Source organism: Priestia sp. 10L35, from assembly GCF_056395685.1.
The window spans coordinates 13,791-35,656 of the sequence record NZ_JBFTKA010000001.1 but is presented as its reverse complement, the minus strand read 5'-3'; the positions used below and the strand labels follow the sequence as shown (position 1 = coordinate 35,656).

26 protein-coding genes and 1 riboswitch are annotated in these 21,866 nt (G+C 37.7%); of the genes, 10 read left to right on the top strand and 16 right to left on the bottom strand.

From position 1 onward, the window contains the following. The first annotated feature begins 120 nt into the window (after positions 1-120). Genes AC1DEF_RS00190 through AC1DEF_RS00180 form a run of 3 tightly spaced genes read left to right on the top strand, consistent with a single transcriptional unit; the run spans position 121 to position 2,684 of the window. Positions 121-1,119: an ABC transporter substrate-binding protein gene (locus AC1DEF_RS00190; RefSeq protein ID WP_043975892.1), complete on the top strand. Its 999-nt coding sequence runs from the start codon at positions 121-123 to the stop codon at positions 1,117-1,119. Position 1,120: 1 nt separating this feature from the next. After that, positions 1,121-1,891 carry an ABC transporter ATP-binding protein gene (locus AC1DEF_RS00185; protein ID WP_075419758.1) on the top strand — a complete coding sequence of 257 codons (771 nt, stop codon included), beginning with the start codon at positions 1,121-1,123 and terminating at the stop codon, positions 1,889-1,891. Beyond that, complete coding sequence (locus AC1DEF_RS00180; RefSeq protein WP_097824711.1) at positions 1,878-2,684, top strand: ABC transporter permease; 807 nt, start codon at positions 1,878-1,880, stop codon at positions 2,682-2,684. Before AC1DEF_RS00185 ends, AC1DEF_RS00180 begins: the two co-directional genes overlap by 14 nt. A 46-nt stretch (positions 2,685-2,730) precedes the next feature. On the opposite strand, the gene ytkD is transcribed toward AC1DEF_RS00180, so the two are convergent. The 5 genes from ytkD to AC1DEF_RS00155 all read right to left on the bottom strand — a co-directional run bounded on the left by ytkD (position 2,731) and on the right by AC1DEF_RS00155 (position 5,285). Beyond that, positions 2,731-3,201 carry an RNA deprotection pyrophosphohydrolase gene (gene ytkD, locus AC1DEF_RS00175; protein WP_013059543.1) on the bottom strand — a complete coding sequence of 157 codons (471 nt, stop codon included), beginning with the start codon at positions 3,199-3,201 and terminating at the stop codon, positions 2,731-2,733. A gap of 104 nt (positions 3,202-3,305) precedes the next feature. After that, a complete protein-coding gene (locus AC1DEF_RS00170) occupies positions 3,306-3,626 on the bottom strand; it encodes a hypothetical protein (RefSeq protein WP_043975886.1) in 321 nt (106 codons plus the stop codon). Between the two features lie 74 nt (positions 3,627-3,700). After that, the gene (locus tag AC1DEF_RS00165) at positions 3,701-4,126 is read right to left on the bottom strand and encodes a phage holin family protein (protein WP_057233116.1); all 426 of its coding nucleotides are present in this window, start codon (positions 4,124-4,126) and stop codon (positions 3,701-3,703) included. Between the two features lie 81 nt (positions 4,127-4,207). Further along, entirely contained in the window at positions 4,208-4,648 is a 441-nt protein-coding gene (locus AC1DEF_RS00160) for a Dps family protein (protein WP_013085268.1), read from the bottom strand. Positions 4,649-4,811: 163 nt separating this feature from the next. After that, entirely contained in the window at positions 4,812-5,285 is a 474-nt protein-coding gene (locus tag AC1DEF_RS00155; RefSeq protein WP_013059547.1) for an S-ribosylhomocysteine lyase, read from the bottom strand. Between the two features lie 150 nt (positions 5,286-5,435). On the opposite strand from AC1DEF_RS00155, the gene yidD reads away from it, so the two are divergent. After that, entirely contained in the window at positions 5,436-5,663 is a 228-nt protein-coding gene (yidD, locus tag AC1DEF_RS00150) for a membrane protein insertion efficiency factor YidD (RefSeq protein WP_013059548.1), read from the top strand. 3 nt (positions 5,664-5,666) lie between these two features. Here the strand turns inward: yidD and AC1DEF_RS00145 are convergent, their stop codons facing one another. Next, on the bottom strand, positions 5,667-6,239 hold the full coding sequence (locus AC1DEF_RS00145) for a beta-class carbonic anhydrase (RefSeq protein ID WP_013085269.1): 573 nt from the start codon (positions 6,237-6,239) through the stop codon (positions 5,667-5,669). A 119-nt stretch (positions 6,240-6,358) separates the two neighbouring features. Between AC1DEF_RS00145 and AC1DEF_RS00140 the strand changes: the two genes are divergently transcribed. Next, positions 6,359-7,546 (top strand): GTP-binding protein, encoded by a 1,188-nt coding sequence (locus AC1DEF_RS00140; protein WP_097824712.1) that lies wholly within the window; start codon positions 6,359-6,361, stop codon positions 7,544-7,546. Positions 7,547-7,629: 83 nt separating this feature from the next. Beyond that, positions 7,630-8,589 carry a metal ABC transporter substrate-binding protein gene (locus AC1DEF_RS00135; RefSeq protein WP_097824713.1) on the top strand — a complete coding sequence of 320 codons (960 nt, stop codon included), beginning with the start codon at positions 7,630-7,632 and terminating at the stop codon, positions 8,587-8,589. Positions 8,590-8,618: 29 nt separating this feature from the next. Here AC1DEF_RS00135 and AC1DEF_RS00130 read toward each other — a convergent pair whose 3' ends face one another. Then, the gene (locus tag AC1DEF_RS00130) at positions 8,619-8,864 is read right to left on the bottom strand and encodes a type B 50S ribosomal protein L31 (RefSeq protein ID WP_013059552.1); all 246 of its coding nucleotides are present in this window, start codon (positions 8,862-8,864) and stop codon (positions 8,619-8,621) included. A 152-nt stretch (positions 8,865-9,016) separates the two neighbouring features. Between AC1DEF_RS00130 and AC1DEF_RS00125 the strand changes: the two genes are divergently transcribed. Both AC1DEF_RS00125 and AC1DEF_RS00120 read left to right on the top strand, forming a co-directional pair. Further along, entirely contained in the window at positions 9,017-10,351 is a 1,335-nt protein-coding gene (locus tag AC1DEF_RS00125; RefSeq protein ID WP_013059553.1) for a cytochrome ubiquinol oxidase subunit I, read from the top strand. Between the two features lie 15 nt (positions 10,352-10,366). Continuing rightward, positions 10,367-11,404: a cytochrome d ubiquinol oxidase subunit II gene (locus AC1DEF_RS00120; RefSeq protein WP_016765774.1), complete on the top strand. Its 1,038-nt coding sequence runs from the start codon at positions 10,367-10,369 to the stop codon at positions 11,402-11,404. Positions 11,405-11,434: 30 nt separating this feature from the next. Here AC1DEF_RS00120 and AC1DEF_RS00115 read toward each other — a convergent pair whose 3' ends face one another. The 3 genes from AC1DEF_RS00115 to AC1DEF_RS00105 all read right to left on the bottom strand — a co-directional run bounded on the left by AC1DEF_RS00115 (position 11,435) and on the right by AC1DEF_RS00105 (position 13,000). Beyond that, complete coding sequence (locus tag AC1DEF_RS00115) at positions 11,435-11,893, bottom strand: flavodoxin (protein WP_097824714.1); 459 nt, start codon at positions 11,891-11,893, stop codon at positions 11,435-11,437. Between the two features lie 15 nt (positions 11,894-11,908). Further along, a complete protein-coding gene (locus AC1DEF_RS00110) occupies positions 11,909-12,649 on the bottom strand; it encodes a hypothetical protein (protein WP_097824715.1) in 741 nt (246 codons plus the stop codon). Between the two features lie 69 nt (positions 12,650-12,718). Next, complete coding sequence (locus AC1DEF_RS00105) at positions 12,719-13,000, bottom strand: DUF2325 domain-containing protein (RefSeq protein WP_043975879.1); 282 nt, start codon at positions 12,998-13,000, stop codon at positions 12,719-12,721. A gap of 207 nt (positions 13,001-13,207) precedes the next feature. Here AC1DEF_RS00105 and AC1DEF_RS00100 point away from each other — a divergent pair, with 207 nt between their 5' ends. Then, positions 13,208-13,366, top strand: a complete 159-nt coding sequence (locus AC1DEF_RS00100) for a DUF1540 domain-containing protein (protein ID WP_013059558.1) — start codon at positions 13,208-13,210, stop codon at positions 13,364-13,366. Between the two features lie 66 nt (positions 13,367-13,432). Beyond that, on the top strand, positions 13,433-13,636 hold the full coding sequence (locus AC1DEF_RS00095) for a hypothetical protein (protein WP_013059559.1): 204 nt from the start codon (positions 13,433-13,435) through the stop codon (positions 13,634-13,636). A gap of 29 nt (positions 13,637-13,665) precedes the next feature. Here the strand turns inward: AC1DEF_RS00095 and AC1DEF_RS00090 are convergent, their stop codons facing one another. From AC1DEF_RS00090 to menH, 6 genes are all read right to left on the bottom strand, one after another. After that, entirely contained in the window at positions 13,666-14,709 is a 1,044-nt protein-coding gene (locus AC1DEF_RS00090) for a ribonucleotide-diphosphate reductase subunit beta (protein WP_013059560.1), read from the bottom strand. A 16-nt stretch (positions 14,710-14,725) separates the two neighbouring features. Then, complete coding sequence (locus AC1DEF_RS00085) at positions 14,726-16,969, bottom strand: ribonucleoside-diphosphate reductase subunit alpha (RefSeq protein ID WP_097824716.1); 2,244 nt, start codon at positions 16,967-16,969, stop codon at positions 14,726-14,728. A gap of 133 nt (positions 16,970-17,102) precedes the next feature. Next, a riboswitch (cobalamin riboswitch) is annotated at positions 17,103-17,288 on the bottom strand. Positions 17,289-17,568: 280 nt separating this feature from the next. After that, on the bottom strand, positions 17,569-18,672 hold the full coding sequence (gene menC, locus AC1DEF_RS00080) for an o-succinylbenzoate synthase (RefSeq protein WP_097824717.1): 1,104 nt from the start codon (positions 18,670-18,672) through the stop codon (positions 17,569-17,571). Positions 18,673-18,675: 3 nt separating this feature from the next. Next, positions 18,676-20,139 (bottom strand): o-succinylbenzoate--CoA ligase, encoded by a 1,464-nt coding sequence (locus tag AC1DEF_RS00075; protein ID WP_097824718.1) that lies wholly within the window; start codon positions 20,137-20,139, stop codon positions 18,676-18,678. An 82-nt stretch (positions 20,140-20,221) separates the two neighbouring features. Then, complete coding sequence (gene menB / locus AC1DEF_RS00070; RefSeq protein ID WP_013059564.1) at positions 20,222-21,040, bottom strand: 1,4-dihydroxy-2-naphthoyl-CoA synthase; 819 nt, start codon at positions 21,038-21,040, stop codon at positions 20,222-20,224. Between the two features lie 16 nt (positions 21,041-21,056). Then, on the bottom strand, positions 21,057-21,866 hold the full coding sequence (menH, locus tag AC1DEF_RS00065) for a 2-succinyl-6-hydroxy-2,4-cyclohexadiene-1-carboxylate synthase (protein ID WP_097824719.1): 810 nt from the start codon (positions 21,864-21,866) through the stop codon (positions 21,057-21,059).

The window sequence follows — 21,866 nt, the reverse complement described above, 5'->3', positions numbered from 1 at the left end:
CTTTCAATTGTTGACTAATAGTTCTTTGATTTTCCACATAGTTATATAGGCACTCACCTTCTTCCACTTCTTTACATACATTATCATAAAATATTTTATTATTTTAAGGGGGTTTGCTTTATGAAACCAATCAAATGGCTTTTTTCTTTGCTTGCTATTATGATTTTACTCATTCCACTAATTAGCTGCGGCAAAACAACATCTGTACAAACGGTTCGTGTTGGCGAAGTAACTCGTTCTATCTTTTATGCTCCCCAGTACGTCGCTATTTCAAAAGGCTTTTTTGAAGAAGAAGGACTAAAGGTAGATTTAAAAACAACGTGGGGCGGAGATAAGACAATGACGTCACTTTTATCTGACGGCATCGACGTCGCCTTAGTCGGCTCGGAAACTTCAATCTACGTATATGCACAGGGGTCTAGTGATCCCGTCATCAACTTTGCACAACTAACCCAAACCGACGGAACATTTCTAGTAGCACGTAAAAAAGTCGATCACTTCTCATGGGATCAGCTTAAAGGCAAAACGTTTCTTGGTCAACGTAAAGGCGGCATGCCGCAAATGGTAGGGGAATATGTGTTGAAACAGCATAATATTGATCCTAAAAAAGATGTAAAACTTGTTCAAAACATTGATTTTGCTAACGTTGCGAATGCTTTTGCTTCTGGTACTGGAGATTACGTTCAATTATTTGAGCCAACGGCTAGTATTTTAGAGAAACAAGGAAAAGGACATATCGTTGCTTCCTTCGGAAAAGAATCAGGAACAGTTCCTTATACAACATTTATGGCCAAAGAAAGCTATTTAAAAGATAACCCTGAAGCAGCAGCTAAATTTACTCGAGCTATTTACAAAGCACAAAAATGGGTGAATACACATAGCACAGATGAAATTGCTGAAGTGGTTGCACCGTATTTCGAAGATACTCCTAAAGAAACGCTGAAAACTGTTATTGACCGCTATAAATCCCAAAAATCTTTTGCAACTAACCCTTTATTAGATCAAAAAGAGTGGGATCATTTGCAAAAAATAATGGATGAATCTGGAGAACTCCCAAGACACATCGATCACAACAAGCTAGTCAACACAAAATTCGCAAAAGATGCAATGAGTGAGTAATATGACAAAACTTCACATTCAAGATGTTCAGCATATGTATCTTACGACAAAGTCTGCTACCACTGCACTTGAACATATTAATTTGTCTATTGAAGAAGGAGAATTTGTTTCCTTTCTCGGCCCAAGCGGATGTGGAAAAACGACGCTTCTATCGATTATTGCAGGCTTGATTGAACCAACGTCCGGCTCTGTCACAATAGACGGTGAAAATATCGGAACATCAGTCCCAAACATCGGTTATATGCTTCAACAAGATTATTTGTTTCCGTGGAAAACTATTAAAGAAAATATTTTACTTGGGCTTGAAATTCGCGGACAGCTAACAGATAAAACAGAGAGTAACGCACTGTTACTCCTAAAAGAAATTGGTTTACAGGGCGTAGATGACCTATATCCGCATCAGTTATCCGGAGGCATGAGACAACGTGTCGCTTTAGTCCGAACACTTGCCATTGACCCCGCTATTTTACTCTTAGATGAACCTTTTTCAGCACTTGATTTTCAAACAAAACTCAAGCTTGAAGAACTTGTCTCCAAAACGCTGATGACCTATCAAAAAACAGCCGTTTTGGTCACTCACGATATCGGCGAAGCTATTGCCATGAGCAGCCGAATCTTTTTATTCTCAGCAAAGCCGGGAAAAATCGCAAAAACATTTACGGTTCCTTCTATTTTACGAACCCTCTCTCCGTTTGAAGCGCGACAGCACCCTGTCTATAACGACTTATTTATGGATATATGGAAGGAGCTTGATCAACTTGAAACCTACTAGCTCCCTAGATACTCTTCATGAAAGCTACCTTCGCAAGGTTTTGGTCGAAAAACGATTAGTACTGAGCGTGCAGCTGATAATTTTCTTAGCCTTTTTTAGCTTATGGGAACTGGCTTCTCGTTTAAAGTGGATTGACCCTTTAATCTTCAGTTCTCCTACTAAAGTATGGCATTTATTTTTAATTAAACTTGCCGACGGCTCGCTGGCAGAACATATTGGTTTTACGTTATTTGAAACAGTTCTTGGCTTCATTTTAGGCACAGTGCTAGGTATTTTACTTGCAACGGCTCTTTGGTATTCAACTAGGCTTGCACATATATTAGACCCTTACCTCGTTATTTTAAACGCCATGCCAAAAGTAGCGCTGGGCCCTATTTTAATTGTAGCGATCGGTCCAGGTTTTTTCTCAATCTTAACGATGGGGGCGATTATATCCGTTATTATTACATCCATCGTCGTTTACACAGCATTTAAAGAAGTTGATCCGAACTATATTAAATTACTAAAAAGCTTTGGGGCAACGAAAACCCGTTGTTTTAAAGAAGCCATTTTGCCAGCTTCCATGCCTGCTATTATTTCCACATTTAAAGTAAATGTCGGCTTATCTTGGGTAGGAGTCATCGTAGGAGAATTTTTAGTTTCTTCGAAAGGGCTTGGATATATGATTATTTATGGTTTCCAAGTCTTCAACTTTACTCTTGTTCTTCTCAGCTTATTATTAATTGCCATTTTCGCTACGATTATGTATCAAGGCGTTGCTTATTTAGAAAAGAAATTGATCCGACGCTCATAAAAAATCCCCCCGTACAAACGGGGGGATTTTCATTGATAGGATACTTTTACAAAAATGTTCGCTTTACATATTTCATTACATATTGTAAAACATTATCTTTCATGATGAAGCTGTATGCATCATCTTGTTGAATGCCCGAAGGTAGTTCATCAATCATTACGGGACCATCCGTTTCCATGTAGTCTTCTTTTTTAATTACATTTCCAATAGTAGCAAAATAAATGTTTTTAATAATGGTCTTTCCTTTACTTACTACTTTATATTGCCCAATATAAGTTAAAGAAGAGACTTCTCCGCCTGTTTCTTCAAATACTTCTCGAACCGCTGCTTCTTCTGGTACTTCATTCCCTTCTAGTTTTCCTCCGGGAAATTCTAAACCTCGTTTTGAGTGATTCGTTAGCAACCATTGATTTTCATACCTGCATACGACCCAAACATGACGTGGAGTTTTCGAGAATGGATTTTTTTCAAATGATAAAAATACTTGATTATGATATGCATCCTTAAATGTGTACATGGTCGACTCAAACTCCATTTGATTTTTCCCTTATTTTATCATACATTACGGCCATACCTGATAAGAAAAGTATGCTCGTACTTTTTTTCTTTGCTTTTTACCCCTTATTCCATTCTATCTGAAGATAAAATATTCATCTGTTTGATATGTGATTTTGTTTCATCGTCTCCTAGCTGATAAAGCATGGCATATATTTCAACTGTCGTTTTATCGTACATATCATTTTGAGAATCATGATGATATTCCAGATACGGAATATGTGATCGCCAAAAGCTTGACCAATCGCTTGAAGCACGCTGATCTAAATACGTTCTCAGCTTCTCCACTTCTTCATCTGTTGCTTCAATCGCATAATTCCAATCTGAAGCAGTATTTGACTGATTGATTTCTCCTGAACTCAGAGATACATAATATTTTTTTGTCATGAAAGATATTCAGCTCCTTCTTTCTAGTGCCAACTTATCTTTCTTATTTGTATCTTATTCTTTTTTTATACACTCTACGATTTAAAGCGGTCTTTTAAAATCGCTATTGCTTTTTTTAGCGGCTCTGGAATTGGAATTCCTACAATTCCTGCATTTTCTGTAATTGAAATCATTTCATTTAAAATATAGAACAAAATAGCTCCATCTCGAATAATATGACCGTTTTCCCAGAATACGGAATCGATAAAGTTTGCTACAGCAATCATGGCAAAAATAAAAATCTTTTTCGCAATTCCTTTAAAACCTACTTTGCTAGATAAACGTTTATTTATAAAAGCTGCAATCGTGCCTGTCAAATAATCCATTGTCACTAATGCTACTAAAGCCATTAGTAAATAGTCCCACTCTCCAAATAAAAAAAAAGCCAGTGAACCTAAACTTGAAATTATCAAGACAGAAAGCTTCTGCATATCCACTTTTTTCACCCTTTCAGCAGTCATATCCCTACAGTATATGCCGGTGAAAAAAAAGTGTTCGTCCATCTTATCATAAAAAAACCTGCGATTACTCGCAGGTTTTAATTACTTGCCTAGGAATGATTTTAACATCCACGTATGCTTTTCTAAGCTTTGATGAATGGCTAACAGCATGTCTCCTGTTGTTTCGTCGCCCGCTTCACCGGCTGCGTCCATTCCTTCTTTTAATTCAGCAGTTAGCGTATCAAAATCGCTTACTAAAGAAGCAACCATATCTTTAGCCGTTTCGCTTCCATCCGCTTCTTTAATAGAAGAAAGTTCTAACGATTCTTTCATTGTCGCTACAGGTTTTCCTTCTAATGCTAAAAGGCGTTCTGCAAGGTCATCAATAATTGTAGCTGTTTCCGTATACAGCTCTTCAAACTTTTCATGAAGAGTGAAGAATTGTTCACCTTTTACGTACCAGTGAAAGTTATGAAGTTTTATGTACATTACACTAAAATTCGCTACTTGTTTATTAACGATTTCATTTACATTTACTGCCATGTTTTTCGCTCCTTTGTGAACTCTTTGTATAATATAGTTGTACCCTTTTTTAGTTGATTAAAACATTTTTTTCATAAAAAGAGACATTTCCCTTTCTTTAGACTTAGAGAAACTTCTTCATCTTTTTTCAAATAAAATAAGCAGCCCAGCGGACTGCTTATTTTTAGCCAAATACTTTTTCTAAATCTTCTTTGTCCTGTTCTAGCCAGAACTTCATCAAGCGTTTTGCTCCTTCTAAATCGTGAAGTTTCGCTTGACCGCACTGCTTTTCGTTTGCTGCTGGAATTTCAGTAATGTTAATTGCATCTTTTAACGTATCGTCTAACAAATCAATAATTTCACGTACAGTCGGCTCACCGCTCACTACTAAGTAGTACCCTGTTTGACATCCCATAGGCGAAATATCAATAATATCAAAGTGATCGTATTTTTCTACATGAGTACGAATATTAAAAGCTAATAAATGCTCTAGCGTATGAATAACGTCCGGCTTCATTGCTTGTTTGTTTGGCTGGCAAAAACGAATATCAAATTTATTTACAACGCCGTCGCTTCCCACTTTGTGAACACCGCAGTGTCTTACGTAAGGTGCTTTAACCGCATTATGATCTAGCTCAAAACTTTCTACTGATGGCATAATACCACTCCTTTTTTCTTCTTTCACCTATCATAACATGCAATTCCGATATATTTCATCCATTTAATAACCTTTATTTCTTTTAGTTGCTTTTTATTCCTTCTATCCCTTATAGTATGAGCAAACACGAAAGAAAGAACGTGATAATAAATGATTGCAAAGCTTTTGCTTTTACTTATAAAAGGATATCAAAAAGGAATTTCACCTTTTCTTCCGGCAAGGTGCCGGTTTTACCCTACTTGCTCCCAGTACGGAGTTGAATCCATTAAACGCTTTGGTGCCGTAAAGGGATCTTATTTGACTGTAAAACGAATTTTAAAATGCCACCCGTTCCATCCGGGTGGCATCGATGAAGTACCTGAGAAAAAATCACACTAAGCTTTAGTTGTTTTCGATTGCTTCATACCCATTTACAACAACATCTAGCTTTCCTGTATTTGGATCAATAACTAGTCCATGTACAGGAGTATCTTTTGAAAATAGAGGATGATTACGGATTGTCTCTACACTATGCTGAACAGTCTCTTCTACTGAATCAAAACCCGTTAACCATTGTTTCAAGTCCATAGAATATTCAATGGTATTAATCACTTCATCTGAGATGCCTTTTGCTCTTACTTTCTCTAAAAAAGGTTCCGCCTGAAGTTTACCTGCTCCACAGTCGTGGTGACCAATTACACATACCTCATCTGCTTGAAGCTCGTACACAGCTACTAAAATGCTTCGCATAATACTTCCAAATGGATGTGAAACAAGCGCTCCTGCGTTTTTAACAATTTTCACGTCTCCGTTGCGCAAATTCAAAGCGTGTGGAAGTAATTCTACCAATCTTGTGTCCATACACGATAAAATAACCATTTTTTTATCAGGGAATTTGCTTGTTTCGTAAAGTTCATACTTCTTTTCTTCTACAAATTTTTGGTTGAATTCTAAAACATCTTGTAATAAGCTCATCTGCTGTCTTCTCCTTCATAAAAAAAATTCTTTCTTGTATTATAATACTTTTTCCTATAAGATGAAAAGTGTTAAATCGTAATCGTTATTATTTACAAACAAGAAAGTAGGTTATAACAGTGAAAAAAATTCCCGTTACCGTTTTAAGCGGATACCTTGGTTCAGGTAAAACAACTCTTTTGAACCATATTTTAAAAAATAAAGAAGGTTTAAAAGTCGCGGTCATTGTCAATGACATGAGCGAAGTAAATATTGATGCAGACTTAGTTAAACAAGGCGGATTCTCTCGAACAGAAGAAAAACTTGTTGAAATGCAAAATGGCTGTATTTGCTGTACGCTTCGAGACGATCTAATGAAAGAGGTAGAACGCCTAGCAGACAATGGTGATATTGATTATATTGTCATTGAATCTTCCGGAATCAGCGAACCTATCCCTGTTGCTCAAACATTTACTTATATTGATGAAGAGCTGGGCATTGATTTAACTCAGAAATGTTCGTTAGATACGATGGTCACTGTAGTAGATGCCAATCGCTTTTGGGAAGACTTTTCATCCGGCGAAAGCTTATTAGACCGCAAAGAAGGAACAGATGAAAACGATACAAGAGAAGTGATTGATTTGTTAATCGATCAAATTGAATTTGCAAACGTCATTTTGTTAAACAAAGTTGATTTGTTAACAAAAGATGATGCAGATGAGCTGGAGGCTGTTCTTCACAAATTAAACTCAGAAGCCACTGTTATCCAAACAATTAATAGTGAAGTAAGCCTTGAAGCCATACTTCATACCGACTTATTCGACTTTGAAAAAGCTAGTCAAGGAGCCGGATGGATTAAAGAATTAAATGAGGAGCACCATACGCCTGAAACGGAAGAGTTCGGTATTTCTTCTTTTGTATACAGAAGGAACCGTCCCCTTCATCCTGAACGCTTTATGAAATGGTTAGAGAACTGGCCGGTTGATATTGTACGTGCAAAGGGATTTTTCTGGCTTGCTTCACGTAATAATATGGCAGGACTTCTTTCTCAAGCCGGTACGTCCATTATGATTCAAGCAGCGGGTGAATGGATAGCAGCTTACGCCCCGGAAGAAAGAGAACAAACCTTAAAAGAAGAGCCTGAATTACGAGCAAAATGGGATGAACAATTTGGAGATCGTATTAACGAGCTTGTGTTCATTGGTATTGATATGAACAAAGCTGAAATAATTGAAACTTTAGACCGCTGTTTGCTGACAAATGAGGAAATGAATCAAGATTGGGCTGCTCTCAAAGATCCCCTTCCTAAATTTACAGTAGGTGCGTAAATTTTTAGTTTTCAAATCGTAATAATTACGATATAATAACATAGGTCATAAATGGTTACGATACGAACGGAAGGAGCAACATAATGAAATTCAAACCACTTTTAATGGTGCTTGCATTAGGAATTGGAACAGCTCTTGCGGGGTGCAGTTCAAGCAGTGCAAATAACGCATCTGATAATAAAAACAAAAAATTAGAAGTTTATACAACAATCTACCCTTTACAGGACTTTACTGAAAAAATCGGTGGAAAATATGTAGAAGCTAAAAGCATTTTACCAACCGGTGTAGATGCGCACTCATTTGAGCCTACAACAAAAACAATGGTCAAAATCGCCAACGCGGACGCATTTGTTTACTCAGGAATTGGGCTTGAAGGTTTTGCAGATAAAGCACAGTCTACACTTAAAAATGAAGATGTAGCTTTAGTAGAAGCTGCAAAAGGAATTAAATTAGCAAAGAGTTCTGAAGATGAGCATGCCCACGAAAACGAACATGCCCATGAAGAAGAGCATAACCACGGAGATACAGACCCTCACGTTTGGCTTGATCCTGTTTTAGCTATTCAATTAGCAGAAAATATTAAAGACGAACTTATTGAATTAAAACCAGATAAAAAAGCAGAGTTTGAAAAGAACTTCCAATCGTTAAAAACTCAGCTTGAAGATGTGGACCAAGAGTTAAAAACAACGATTGGCGACGCACCTCATAAAGAAATTTTAGTATCACATGCAGCCTATGGCTACTGGGAAAAACGATACGGCTTAAAGCAAATTAGCGTAGCGGGTTTATCTCCTACAAATGAGCCGTCTCAGAAACAATTAGAAAACATCGTAAAACAAGCAAAAAAAGACCATATCAAATACTTTATCTTTGACCAAAATTTAAAGCCTAAAGTGTCTACGCTTGTAAAAAATGAAGTAGGAGCTCAAGCTTTAACACTTCATAACTTAGAGTCATTAACAAAAAACGATGTTAAAAATAAAGAAGATTATTTCTCCATTATGCAACACAATATTGATACGTTGAAAAAAGCATTATATTAATAAAAAAACTAGCCTCCCGGCTAGTTTTTTTATTGTAATTTATATTTTTGCTTAAAGCGTTCTACACGGCCGCCTTTATCAGCAAATTTTTGTTTTCCTGTATAAAATGGATGTGTATCCGAACTGATTTCAACTTTTAAAAGCGGATATGTGTTGCCATCTTCCCATTGAACGGTCTCATTTGATTGTTTTGTAGATCCTGATAAAAATGATGTTCCGCTATTTGTATCCATAAATACAACTTTACGATAGTCTGGATGAATATTTGTTTTCATTAAATATCTCTCCTTTAAAACAATATATACTCATTATAATCGTAATGATTACTATTTTCAAGTTATATGTTTTACCAATTCTGATGCATAAAGCGTGGTAAAAAGTGGACAATAAGGTTTATCAATACTTTACTGGAAAGGTTGAAAAATGAATGGATCATTTAGTTACTGCACGTTCAATGTTTGGTCTGAACATGGGAGTACATATCATTTTTGCCACTCTTGGCGTCGGCATTCCTCTCATGATTTTATTGGCTGAAATTCTTTACTACAAAACAAAAGATAAAGATTATGAACTTATGGCACAGCGTTGGACAAAAGGAGCTGCTGTCCTGCTTGGAGTCGCCATTCCTACGGGAACGATTGCTGGTGTACAATTAGCGTTGCTTTGGCCGGGTTTTATGGAAATCGTAGGAAAAGTGATGGCTCTTCCCTTTCAAATTGAAATTTATGCTTTCTTTATTGAGGCTCTGTTTCTCTCTATTTACGTATACGCAGCGGACCGTATTTCTCGAAAAATGAGGATTATCAGTCTAATTTTAGTAGCAATAGGCGCTCTTGCCTCTGCCGTTTTAATTACAAACGTGCACGCATTTGAAGGAACACCTGCTGGCTTTCGAATTTTAAATGGCGAAATTGTAAGCGTAGATCCTTGGGCAGCTTTCTTTAATCCGAGTTTCTTTGTAACGTCCGGTCACGTAGCCGTTTCTGCTTATACAACCGGAGGCTTTGTCATTGCTTCAGTCGCTGCCTTTAAAATGCTTCGTGCGCGAAAACATAATCCAAGAGAATATAAATTTCATCATAAAGCGCTGATGATGGGATTAGTAATCGGCGGGATTTTTTCTTTTGTAACAGCTTTGAATGGACATGAATCTATGCAAAAAGTATACGAATATCAACCCGAAAAACTTGCAGCAGCTGAAGGTCTATTTGAAACGCAAGATCATGCGCCATTAGCTTTAGGTGGATTCACAGATGAAAAAGAACAGCGAGTCAAGTATGGAATTGAGTTTCCATGGATGCTCAGCTTCTTGTCGGGTAATAGCTTTAATACAGTGATTACTGGACTTAATGACTTCCCTAGGGATTATTGGCCGCCGCTTTTTGTGCATACCTTGTTTAACGGTATGGTCATTATCGGATCGATTTTAATTTTAGTGGCGCTAGTGGGCGTTGTTTGGTACAAGTTTTTAAAGAAGAAAAGCTTCCCTAAAATTTTCATGTGGGCATTTGTCGCAACGGGCCCTCTCGCGATCATGGGCATTGAATTCGGATGGATTTTCGCATGTACCGGAAGACAGCCCTGGGTCATTTACCGCATCATGCGTACATCAGAAGCAGTTACCACTTCTGCTAATTTGCATATTTTATTTTTTTTATTTTTGCTTGTTTATATCGTACTCGTGGCCGCAGTCGCCCTTGTACTGGTGTTTTATTTCAGAAGAAATCCACTTTCTAAAGAGCTTGCTGCGCAAGCAGATTAAAAAGGATGTGAGAATATGGGTGATTCATTACTAGCAATTACTGTAATATGGGGCTTCATTTTTATCTATGCCGTAATGGGAACGATGGACTTTGGAGCTGGCTTTTGGTCGATGGTATATATTAATCGTACGAAAACAAATGCTACAGATGTAGCAAACAGATATCTATCACCTACTTGGGAAGTAACCAATGTATTTATCGTTGCGATTGTTGTTGCGCTGTTTAGTTTTTTTCCTCGAGCTACATTTACGCTTGGCACAGTGTTACTAATACCCGGAAGTATCATTTTACTTCTCTTATCTATTCGAAGCGGATTTTTAGTGTTTTCACACTATGCTAGCAGCTTCAAATATCGGAGAGCGTTGGTTTATATATCCGGTATATCCGGCGTGTTAATTCCTGCTTTTTTAATCGCTGTACTGCCAGTAAGTCAAGGTGGGTTTATTGATATAATTGATGGCACGCAGCAATTAAACTTAGCAAAAGTATTTTCAAGTCCGCACGTCTATTCATTTATCGGATTTGCCATAAGCTCTTCGCTGTTTCTATCGTCTCTGTTATTAGCAGATTACTCGAAGTCATCTGACGAAATGGAAGCTTATGCGGTCTATCGGCGTGATGCGCTCATTACAGGACCTCTTTCCCTGCTAATGGCTATCTTTATTATGATTACAATGCAATCAGAAGCAAGCTGGTTATATGATAAAATGATGCAGTTTAAGCCCCTTCTTTACGGATCTGTAGGTCTATTTGTAGTAGCTGGTATTGCTCTGCTGCTACCTTCTCAAAAAGGAAAAGGCATGCCTCGTTTAGCCGTGGTATCCATTATCCTTCAATATTTCTTAGCAAGTTACGTATACGGACGAAGTCATTTACCTTATGTTGTCTATCCAAACGTAACGATTGAGAATGGATTTACACATCCCGATGCATTTCATTCTTTATTTATTGTGTATATTGTTGGTTTTGCTATTTTATTTCCTGGATTCTTTTATTTCTGGCGTCTATTTATGAAAGACAATAAAGAATACAGCAAAAAGAAACCATATTAAAAAACCCGGTCAGCACTTGACCGGGTTTTCTTATGAAGCAGCAGATTTTGCTACTATTTCAGCAAAACCTTTAGCAAATACCTTACATTTTTCTACATCTTCTCCAAAGGGGGAGAGCTGGATTTTCAAACCGGGAACGGCTATATTTCCGTTACGTTTCTTTATTTTTTCTTCAATTAAATCAACTGCTCCGCAAAAAACATCATATGATGAATCACCTGAGCCAAATACAGCCATCTGCTTTTGACTGAGATCTATATCATCCATTTCATCATAAAGATCTAAAAAATCATCTGGTAGCTCTCCATCTCCCCACGTATAAGCTCCAAAGATAATAGATTCTGCAGATACAAGGTCAGAAGCATCAATGTCATATACTTCTGCTCGTTTCACATGCAATCCATGCTTGACTAATTCTTCTTCGATTAAATCGGCTATCGCTTCTGTGTTACCTGACATACTCGCATAAGCTAGTAAGATTTCCTTCATGTAAATGACGCTCCTTTACACCAGCAGTGTTGGCCGCACATCCCCTTCTCCAGCGCATTCTTGTTGAAGAGGACAATTTTCACACTCACTGGATGCATAATTCTTTTGAAAATGTTTTGGTTCCATTAACACACTTTTGACAATATGTAGTTGAAGTATGGCTTTTTGATAATCGTCTGGTGCAATATGATAAGTTGTTGTTTCTCCAGTTAATAATGAATAAAAACGAATTTGTTCAGGAACCTTTTTAAAAGCTTGTTTCGAAAAAACGATAATAAAGTCTTTCATGGCGTTTTTCACTTCTTCATGGTCATCTAGAATGAATTTTGTTACCGTATAAGACTTCTCTGTCCATGCAGCAAAATCAATGGTTAGAGAAAGGTTGCTTTGAATTTCTTCTACATAAACGCTGTATTTCTCAAACACAAAAAGCGGTAATTCTACATGTGCTTTCTTTCCTAAAAACCTTAGTAAATAATCGCTTACTTTAGCTAACACATCGTAATAGTGAACGGGTGATGAAAACATATTTGGCTTTAGGCGCCAATATTTTTCAATGAGCTGTAAAACATAGAGGTTTGAGCGATACTCAACTGGCTTGCTATAGTATGTTTTAATGATTTGATGGACAGTTACTTGAACGAGCTGTTTCCAATCTATAGATGTTTTTTTCAAAAGAAGCTGCTGCTGATAAAATTTGTATGGACATCGAATAAATTGTTCGATGTGGTCGTTAGAGAGTGTCTTTATATTCACTTTTATCGGTTCCACCTATGTCTCATCACCCTAATTGAAATTCATTCTCAATAATAAGTAAAAATTAAATCATGAAATTTGCTCAATCACTTGACGAATAGCACTCCATGAATGTTTGACGAAATAAATCGGTTTTTTTTGTTTTTTTGCTTTCTCTTTAATGACTTTTGCCATATTGTGATTAATAAAATCCGTAATAACTAATACAAACCCAATATGTTCAGGTATTTCTCGCTTCACCATGTTGCTTTTACGGCCATCTAAATGAATTACTTCATTAAATCCTTCTCCCGCTAAACGATCTGTAATATGCTTTAACCTGTCTCCTCCTACAACCATAACTGATGACATATTTGTTCCCTCCCAATTAATTATTCATTTAATGATTTGCCAACAACTTGTATTCTTTACTATATACACAGTTTAATTGAGAATGATTCTCTTTGTCAATGTTTAATTGATAAAAATTCTCAATTAAAATGAAAGTCTACCACCTTTCTTATAATTTAGTTGAATTTTGACCATACTATAGCTATCACATACAAAGGAGGGTTAACGTTGGAACAAAACATTCTTTGTGAAGTAAATAACTGTCACTTTTGGAAAAATGGAAATCACTGCAGCGCAGAAGAAATTTACGTGGTAAGTCATAGTGGAAAACATGCAGCAAGCAGTTATGAAACAGACTGTAAAACGTTCAAGCCAACTGAAGCGTAACCCGCAAAAGGACAGCCTCTGGGTTGTCTTTTTTCTCTCTTCAAGATCATAAAAAAGGAGACTACTATGAAAACTGAACAACTGATTCATTTTTTTAAAGAAGAAGCAATAAAAGCAAATGAACAAACCTTTCCAATCTATGTACAATCGTTTACTCATTTATGGACATATAAATGGGGAACACTTGAAAACATTCCAGAAGAAATTGATGACTTAATTACCACACGTGCGTTAGAACTTGGACTTATTCACTTAAAAAAAGCTGACTAATCAATAAGGAAATTAGTCAGCTTTTGTATTTATAGATCATCAAATCCATTCGCATCTGATGCTTTTGTATATTGTCTTGATTTCTGTTCAAAGAAATCCGTTTTCCCTAAATCTACCTCTTGATAAGCAATAATCCAACGAAGAGGATTTTCAATCGGTGCTTCTGGGAAAGCAGCTCGGCCGAAGCCTAATTGATTACAGCGTTTATTAGCCATGTATTCAATATACTGCTGCAGTTCTTTCATCGTGATGCCGTCGAATTTTTCTCCAATAACAGATTCCGCCCATTCAATTTCAAGACGAGCTGCCTCTTGGAACGTTTCAACTACAAACGTTTCTAGCTCCTCCGTACGATAAGCTGGATTTTCATTTAGTACTTCCTTGAAAATCTTTTCAAATAACCCAACGTGAAGCTGTTCATCACGATTGATATAGTTAATCATCGTAGATGTCGCCACCATCTTTTGATTTCTCGCAAGATTATAGAAGAAAGCAAATCCGCTATAGAAGAAAAGGCCTTCTAAAATAACATCATATACCATAGACTTCAAAAAGTTTTCAACCGTTGCTTCTTCGCTAAATGCTTTATATCCGTTTGTAATAAAGTCATTTCGAGCGCGAAGCTTTTCGTCTGTGCGCCAGTATTCAAATACTTCATCTTGTTTTCCTTTTGGTACAAGACTTGATAAAACATATGAATACGAATGATTATGAACCACTTCTTGCTGCGCTAAAATAATCATTAGAGCATTAATCGAAGAATCGGTTACATAGTCAGCTACTTTGCTAGCATAATCTGATTGAATACTGTCCAGTAGCGCCAGCAAGCCAATAATTTTCAAAAAGCTCTCTTGTTCGTCAGCCGTTAACTGAGGGAACTGCTTAATATCTTGACCCATATTAATTTCAAACGGCGTCCAGAAGTTAGCTAGCATACGTTTGTATTTAGGGAACGCCCATGAAAATCGGACGTCATCCCAGTTTAGAATATTTGAGCTCTTGCCGTTAATGATTCCTGTCGAACGGTTCGGAGCTGTTTCGTTCATTAATTCTCGTTTTAACATGCTTGTCATCAATTATTCACTCCTTTTAACTATGACAGCTTTCACATTCTTCAATGACTTCACTTGATGTTGAACGTACGTAGTAGGTCGTTTTTAACTTTTCTTTCCATGCCGTCATATGAAGATCCAGCAGCTCTTTTGCTCGGATATCATTTTGCACATATAAGTTGAATGAAATGGATTGATCAATATGACGCTGGCGCTTGGCGTTTTGCTTAATGCTCCAGTGCTGATCAATTAAATAAACGGACTTATAATACCAGTTTGTTGCTGGTGATAAATCTGGTGCCGTCACCGGGATTTTATAGTTTTTCTTTTCCTCTGAATAAAACTTACGGAAAATCGGATCAATACTTGCAGTAGAACCCGCGATAATAGATGTTGATGAATTAGGTGCTACAGCCATTAAGTAGCCATTTCTTATCCCATTGCTTTGAACATCGTTACGCAGTTCACTCCACGCTTCGCTTGTGTATTTACGTGTTTCAAAATAAGCGCCTGACTCAAAATCTGAGCCTTTAAATAATGGATATGCACCTTTTTCTTTAGCTAAGTTCATGCTTGCCTGTACGGTTAAGTAAGCAATTTGCTCGTACAATTCATCGCAATATGCTACCGCTTCATCTGTTTCCCATGCTATTTTCTTTAAGGCAAGCAGATGGTTCCAACCAAATGTGCCAAGTCCTACTGCGCGGTACTTTTGGTTTGTTAGTTTTGCTTGAAGTACTGGCAAATCATTTAACTCAATAACGTTATCAAGCATGCGTACTTGAATTGGAATTAAACGTTCAAGCACATCTTCAGTTACGGCTCTCGCTAAGTTGATAGAAGAAAGATTACATACAACAAAATCGCCCGGATTCTTTGTAATAATAATTTTTCCGTCTTCCGTAATTTCCTCTGTTACGACCGTTGTGCTTTGGTTTTGCGTAATTTCTGTACATAAGTTGCTGCAGTAGATCATGCCCTCGTGGCGGTTTTGATTAGCTCGGTTAACCGTATCACGATAAAACATATAAGGCGTTCCGGTTTCAAGCTGGGAAAGCATAATGCGCTTGAAGATTTCAATAGCAGGTACTGTTTCTCTTGAAAGCTGTTCATTATTTACACACTCAGCGTAACGAGTGCGGAACGAACCGCTGCCTTCTTCTTCATCATAAAAATCTTCTAACGAGTAGCCCATCAGCGTACGAACTTCGTGAGGATCGAATAAGTGCCAGTCTTCACGTGCCTCTACTTTTTCCATAAACAAATCTGGCAAACATACGCCAGTGAATAAATCATGCGTGCGCTGACGTTCGTCACCATTGTTCAAACGCGCGTCTAAGAATGAAAAGATGTCTTTGTGCCATACGTCTAAATATACGGCAATAGCTCCTTGTCGTTGACCTAGCTGATCGACACTTACAGCCGTATTATTTAGCTGTTTCATCCATGGAATTGTTCCTGATGATACGCCTTTAAAGCCTTTTATATCACTTCCTCGGCTTCTAATATGACCAAGGTAGACACCAATTCCGCCTCCATTTTTACTAAGCGTGGCCAAATCTGTATTGCTATCATAAATACCGCGTAAGCTGTCATCAATCGTATCAATAAAGCAGCTAGATAGCTGTCCGTAGCTCTTTCCTGCGTTTGAAAGTGTTGGTGTGGCAACCGTCATATATAGACTAGAAAGCGCCCAATACGCTTCTTTTACTAATGCTGTTCGATTTTCTTTCTTTTCTTGAGACATCAGCGTCATAGCAATGATAAGAAAACGTTCTTGCGGTAATTCGTATACGCGCTTATCATGTGATGTCGCTAAGTAGCGATCTGCTAATGTCAACAATCCAATGTATGTAAATAAACGATCGCGTTCAGGAATAATGACTGAAGCAATTTCATTAATTTCTTCTTCTGTATATGTTTTTAATAGCTGCTTATTATAAATGCCGATTTTTGTTAGTTCTTGAATAAGCTGATAAAACGAACCGTACTTCTCTTTTTTATCGTAACCTCGGTTGTCCGCTGCTTTTCGATATAGTTCGTTTAAGTAGACGTCTGCCGCTACGTACGTCCAATCGGGTTCTTCCATTGAAATACGCTCTAAGGCTGCCAAAATTAGGACGTTTGCAACCTTTTCGTCCGTCATATTTTCCTTTACTGTAACAGTTTGAATAACCTTTTCCTCATAAAAAGAAAAATCAAGCTGCGTAAATTCTTTTTTTAAACGTTCAATATATGCAGTTAATTCATGTAGAATTGTAGGCTTTAATGTATTCACCATAAATATGGCTCCTCTCTTCACTTCAAAATAAAAAATCGCTCACCGTACCTCGGTGAGCGAATAGAACGAAGATAGAAGAAGACACTAAGTCTTTTCTCAATCCTCGCTCTACCCTCTCACCTCCCGAAGAAGATAAAACGACATAAAAAAGGCAGGTCTCCTGACTTATGCTTCTTTTTACTTTAAGGCCTTCCCATGATGTTTACTCACAGTGGATTTCCTTATTTCATCAGCATTCACAGTTGCGGGGACAGCTTTGGATTTTCACCAAATTCCCTTTTAAGTCTTTTTATCAGACACCTTTTTCACTGGAAAACACAAAATATAGTATTTTATTATGGATTTCAAAACAACATATTGTGTTATGTTATAAACACATTATATAGGACAACTTAGAAAACTATCAACCTATTTTCAAAAATAATTTTGTTTTTTACGATAAAACTCTTCGACTTTTTTCATCAAACTATTCCATCATAACATGTTTTGACACGCTTGATGGAACAATGTGCTCTTTTTAAAAAATTTGTCCTATTTTTCTACTAAACATTGACAACCTCAATAAAAAAAACCGTTTTTCATCAAAAAACGGTTGTTAATTATTTGTATTCTTTTTCAAATGCTGTGATTGTTTTGATAAACTTTTTATCAATATCGTATCCTATCCCCGGTTTTCCCTTCACCTTTATTACTCCGGCTTCTACCTCTACTTCGGGCTTAATAATATCTTTTTCCCAATAGCGAGACGACGCAGAAATATCACCTGGTATCGTGAAAGAAGGCAGTGTGGCAAGGGCAAGGTTATGAGCTCGTGAAATCCCTGCTTCTAACATTCCTCCAACCCAAAGTTTTACACCATGCTGGGCGCATAAATTATGAATTTGCTTTGCTACGGACATTCCGCCAACTCGCCCGATTTTCACATTGATAATCTTACAGCTTTCTTGTTCGATTGCATGACGTGCATCTTCATAGCTCACAATACTTTCATCTAAGCAAATTGGCGTCTTTATTTGCTTTTGTAACAATCGATGATCAAGGATATCATCAGAACTTAACGGCTGTTCGATCATCATTAAATTCAATTCATCTAGTTTCTTCAATGAATCACTATCGCTTAACGTATAGGCCGAATTGGCATCAGCCATAAGAGGAATGCTTGGAAATTCATCTCGAATTTGTTTCAGTAGCTCATAGTCAGCACCCGGCTTAATTTTCACTTTAAAGCGCTTATAGCCATCTTTCATGTAAGTCTTTATTTGTTCTTTCATTACAGAAATGTCATTTAAGCCAACTACCACTCCAGCTTCTACAGCAGGCCTTACTCCGCCAATTACTTCAGATAACGGCTTATTTTGCCGCTTTGCATACAAATCCCATACAGCACAGTCCAAAGCTGCTTTAGCCATGTTATTTCGCTTTAGAGGTTTGAATAGCTTTTGAACATCCTCTGGTTTTTGAAGCTGCTGATGAAGAAGCGAGGGAATTAAAAAATCGTCTAACATATGAAAACACGTCTGAATCGTTTCTTCCGTATACCAAGGAGATGAAAAAGCAACGACTTCTCCCCACCCCGTAAATCCTTTTTCATCTTCTACTTCAAGCAAAATAAATTCTCGATCCTGCACTGTACCATAGCTTGTTGAAAAAGGAGAAAGAAGCTTCATGTCAATTTTATAAAGATGTACTTTTTTTATAATCATCAATTAGCTCCCTTTCTGTATGAACGATGATAGCTTCCGGCGTATGATTTTATTAGAAGCCGTTCGCGGCAACTCCTCTACTCGAACGAAATACTTTGGAAGTTTGTACTTTGCTAAAAATTGTTGAATGTGTAAAGATAATTCTTCATCTGAAACGTCTTCGTTTACAACAACACATGCAGCTGGCACTTGTCCCCATTTTTCATCAGCTACTCCCGTTACACCGGCCTCTTTAACAGCGGGATGCTTCAACAAAACATTTTCAATTTCAGCTGGATATACATTTTCTCCACCTGAAATAATAAGGTCTGAACGTCTGTCTAACACATATAGAAAGCCTTCTTCATCCACTTTCCCGATATCTCCTGTATAGAACCAGCCTTGTTGAATTGCTTTTTCAGTAGCTTCTGGTTTATTTAAATATCCTTTTGTAACATTTGGACCTTTAACAATGATTTCTCCTGCTTCGCTGGTCTCATTTCCTTTTTCATCTACAATTTTCATTGCACATGGAAATAATGGTTTACCTGCTGATCCCAGTTTTCGCAAACTATCTTCAGGTGAAAGCGTAACGAACTGTGAAGATGTTTCTGTCATTCCATACGTTTGATAAACAGGAATTTCTTTATTCACACAAGCCTCTAAAATAGTAAGCGGTGCAGGTCCTCCTCCTAAAAGCATGCATCGAAACGTATGCGGATATTTCCGTTCCCCTAACTCATCGAGCATGTTGGACAGCATGGACGTGACAACCGAAATAATCGTTACCTCTTTGTTTTCAATCGCTTCATTTACTGCTCTTGCTTCAAACCGTTCTTCTAAAATGATTTTCATTCCGTAAAAGACGCTCCGCATTAAAATAGATAAGCCGCTAATATGAAACAAAGGAACCGCTATAAGCCAGCAGTCTTTTTCATTTAATCCTAAATTAAGCGCTGAGCCAACGGAACTCCACCAGTGATTTCCATATGTCTGCAGCACTCCTTTTGGATGACCTGTTGTTCCAGACGTATACATAATGGTGAATGTGTCCTCGAGATTCCACGTTTTTTGAAAACCCGTTTCTGCTTCTGGAGAACTTTTTAAAGCAGGTAAAGTAAGCTGAGTAATGGAACTTTGGAATTCTCTCATTAAAAATGTTTCATCCGCAATAAGCAACGATACGTTTGCATCTGTTAGCTGATAATTAATTTCTTCGTTTGTCAAACGCGTGTTGACGAGCAGCAACCGGGCGCCAATATAAGAAACCGCATGTAAAATCTCAATAAACTCCACTCTATTTTTCATGTATAAAGCAATGGTATCGCCTTGCTTTACACCGTTAAACGAAAGCTGCTGTGCTACTTTTTGAACACGTTTATGAAGCTCTTGAAACGTAAGAGACGTTTGCGGTGTTTCTACCGCCACTCGATTTGGCGTCAAATATGCTCTTTGCATAAGCCCATTAGGAATCGTTTGGCTACTCATGAATTTCTCTCCTTTTTATACTGATTAACTAAATTAAATTGAAAAAACAGCCTGATGATAATCACCAAGCTGTTTCAGCTGTTTAAGGGAAACGTGGGAACTGTTGGAAGTCTGGATTGCGTTTTTCCTTAAATGCATCGCGACCTTCTTTTGCCTCATCGGTTGTGTAATAAAGAAGCGTTGCGTCACCCGCAAATTGCTGGATACCAGCTAAGCCATCCGTATCAGCATTAAATGCTGCTTTTAAGAAACGAAGAGCGGTTGGACTTTTTTCTAACATCTCTTCACACCATTGAATTGTTTCAGCTTCAAGCTGTTCTAATGGAACGACCGTGTTTACTAATCCCATGTCTAGTGCTTCTTGAGCGTTGTACTGACGGCATAAGAACCAGATCTCACGCGCTTTCTTATGACCTACGATGCGAGCTAAGTAACCAGAGCCATATCCTGCATCGAAGCTTCCCACTTTAGGACCTGTTTGTCCAAAGACTGCGTTATCCGCTGCAATTGTTAAGTCACATACAACATGAAGAACGTGGCCTCCGCCAATTGCATAGCCTGATACCATCGCAACAACCGGCTTTGGAATTACGCGAATTAAACGCTGTAAATCCAGAACGTTTAGACGTGGAATTTCATCTTCTCCTACATAGCCGCCGTGGCCGCGAACTTTTTGGTCTCCGCCTGAGCAAAATGCTTTATCTCCAGCACCTGCTAATACAATTACTCCAATACTTGCATCGTCACGAGCATAAGCAAATGCATCGATCAATTCCATTACCGTTTTTGGACGGAATGCATTGTGCACTTCCGGACGGTTAATCGTAATTTTAGCGATTCCGTTATATGTTTCGTATAAAATGTCTTCATATTGACGTGCTGATGTCCATTCAACTGTCATCTTTATTTCCTCCTAATTATGTAGTAGCTAAGAACTCACTTACTATTCTACCAAAAATCTCGGGTTGTTCCACGTGAATTGCATGGCCTGTCCCTAAAATAATTCTAGAAGTAGCATTTGGTATTAATGTTTGCATTTCTTTGGAAATTAAACAAAACTTTTGATCTACTTCTCCTGTAATAAGCAAAACCGGCATCAACAGATCGTCCAGCTTCTCCCAAAGAGACGGCTGGACTCCTGTTCCCATTCCTTTCAAACTGTTGGAAAGGCCGATTGCTGTATGCGAAAGTCTTTCTTTACGCACCGCTTCTTGAACATGGCTAGGCAATTGCTTTTGAGAACTAAAAAGAGGAATTCCCTCCCAAAAGTTCACAAACTCTTCAATTCCATTTTTCATAATGCGGCTCGCCAGCTGTTCATCTTTTTCTTTTCTTAGCTTTTGTTCTTCTCGCGTTTTTAAACCAGGCGATGCGCTTTCTAATACCAACTTTTTCACATGCTGTGGATATCGCTGAGCAAATGAAAGAGCAAGCCTTCCTCCCATCGAATATCCAACTACATTCACCTGTGATAAAGATAGCTGTTGAAGAAGCTCATGCAGTGCTTCAACAACTGCTTCCATTGAATATGGTTTGATTTCTTTCGGAGCTGCTGATTGGCCATGACCAATAATATCAACAGCAATTACCTGATAGTCTTTAGCGAATTTCTTCATAAAGGTACGCCAAGTTTGAGAAGAGCCGGTAAAGCCGTGAAGCAGAAGCAGCGGCTCTCCTTTTCCCTCGGTGTGCACATAGTAAGATACACCACTTAATTGATACATCAT

Excerpts from the sequence above, each read along its gene's own strand:
- AC1DEF_RS00135 (WP_097824713.1), top strand. The coding sequence starts at position 7,630 with ATGAAATTCAAACCACTTTTAATGGTGCTTGCATTAGGAATTGGAACA.
- AC1DEF_RS00075 (WP_097824718.1), bottom strand. The coding sequence starts at position 20,139 with ATGAGTAGCCAAACGATTCCTAATGGGCTTATGCAAAGAGCATATTTG.
- menB (WP_013059564.1), bottom strand. The coding sequence starts at position 21,040 with ATGACAGTTGAATGGACATCAGCACGTCAATATGAAGACATTTTATAC.
- AC1DEF_RS00155 (WP_013059547.1), bottom strand. The coding sequence starts at position 5,285 with ATGCCATCAGTAGAAAGTTTTGAGCTAGATCATAATGCGGTTAAAGCA.
- AC1DEF_RS00120 (WP_016765774.1), top strand. The coding sequence starts at position 10,367 with ATGGGTGATTCATTACTAGCAATTACTGTAATATGGGGCTTCATTTTT.
- AC1DEF_RS00165 (WP_057233116.1), bottom strand. The coding sequence starts at position 4,126 with ATGACTGCTGAAAGGGTGAAAAAAGTGGATATGCAGAAGCTTTCTGTC.
- yidD (WP_013059548.1), top strand. The coding sequence starts at position 5,436 with ATGATTGCAAAGCTTTTGCTTTTACTTATAAAAGGATATCAAAAAGGA.
- AC1DEF_RS00095 (WP_013059559.1), top strand. The coding sequence starts at position 13,433 with ATGAAAACTGAACAACTGATTCATTTTTTTAAAGAAGAAGCAATAAAA.
- AC1DEF_RS00190 (WP_043975892.1), top strand. The coding sequence starts at position 121 with ATGAAACCAATCAAATGGCTTTTTTCTTTGCTTGCTATTATGATTTTA.
- AC1DEF_RS00160 (WP_013085268.1), bottom strand. The coding sequence starts at position 4,648 with ATGGCAGTAAATGTAAATGAAATCGTTAATAAACAAGTAGCGAATTTT.
- AC1DEF_RS00105 (WP_043975879.1), bottom strand. The coding sequence starts at position 13,000 with ATGTCATCAGTTATGGTTGTAGGAGGAGACAGGTTAAAGCATATTACA.
- AC1DEF_RS00125 (WP_013059553.1), top strand. The coding sequence starts at position 9,017 with ATGGATCATTTAGTTACTGCACGTTCAATGTTTGGTCTGAACATGGGA.
- AC1DEF_RS00130 (WP_013059552.1), bottom strand. The coding sequence starts at position 8,864 with ATGAAAACAAATATTCATCCAGACTATCGTAAAGTTGTATTTATGGAT.
- menH (WP_097824719.1), bottom strand. The coding sequence starts at position 21,866 with ATGATGTATCAATTAAGTGGTGTATCTTACTATGTGCACACCGAGGGA.
- AC1DEF_RS00085 (WP_097824716.1), bottom strand. The coding sequence starts at position 16,969 with ATGGTGAATACATTAAAGCCTACAATTCTACATGAATTAACTGCATAT.
- AC1DEF_RS00115 (WP_097824714.1), bottom strand. The coding sequence starts at position 11,893 with ATGAAGGAAATCTTACTAGCTTATGCGAGTATGTCAGGTAACACAGAA.
- menC (WP_097824717.1), bottom strand. The coding sequence starts at position 18,672 with ATGATTATAAAAAAAGTACATCTTTATAAAATTGACATGAAGCTTCTT.
- AC1DEF_RS00145 (WP_013085269.1), bottom strand. The coding sequence starts at position 6,239 with ATGAGCTTATTACAAGATGTTTTAGAATTCAACCAAAAATTTGTAGAA.
- AC1DEF_RS00170 (WP_043975886.1), bottom strand. The coding sequence starts at position 3,626 with ATGACAAAAAAATATTATGTATCTCTGAGTTCAGGAGAAATCAATCAG.
- AC1DEF_RS00090 (WP_013059560.1), bottom strand. The coding sequence starts at position 14,709 with ATGACAAGCATGTTAAAACGAGAATTAATGAACGAAACAGCTCCGAAC.
- ytkD (WP_013059543.1), bottom strand. The coding sequence starts at position 3,201 with ATGTACACATTTAAGGATGCATATCATAATCAAGTATTTTTATCATTT.
- AC1DEF_RS00185 (WP_075419758.1), top strand. The coding sequence starts at position 1,121 with ATGACAAAACTTCACATTCAAGATGTTCAGCATATGTATCTTACGACA.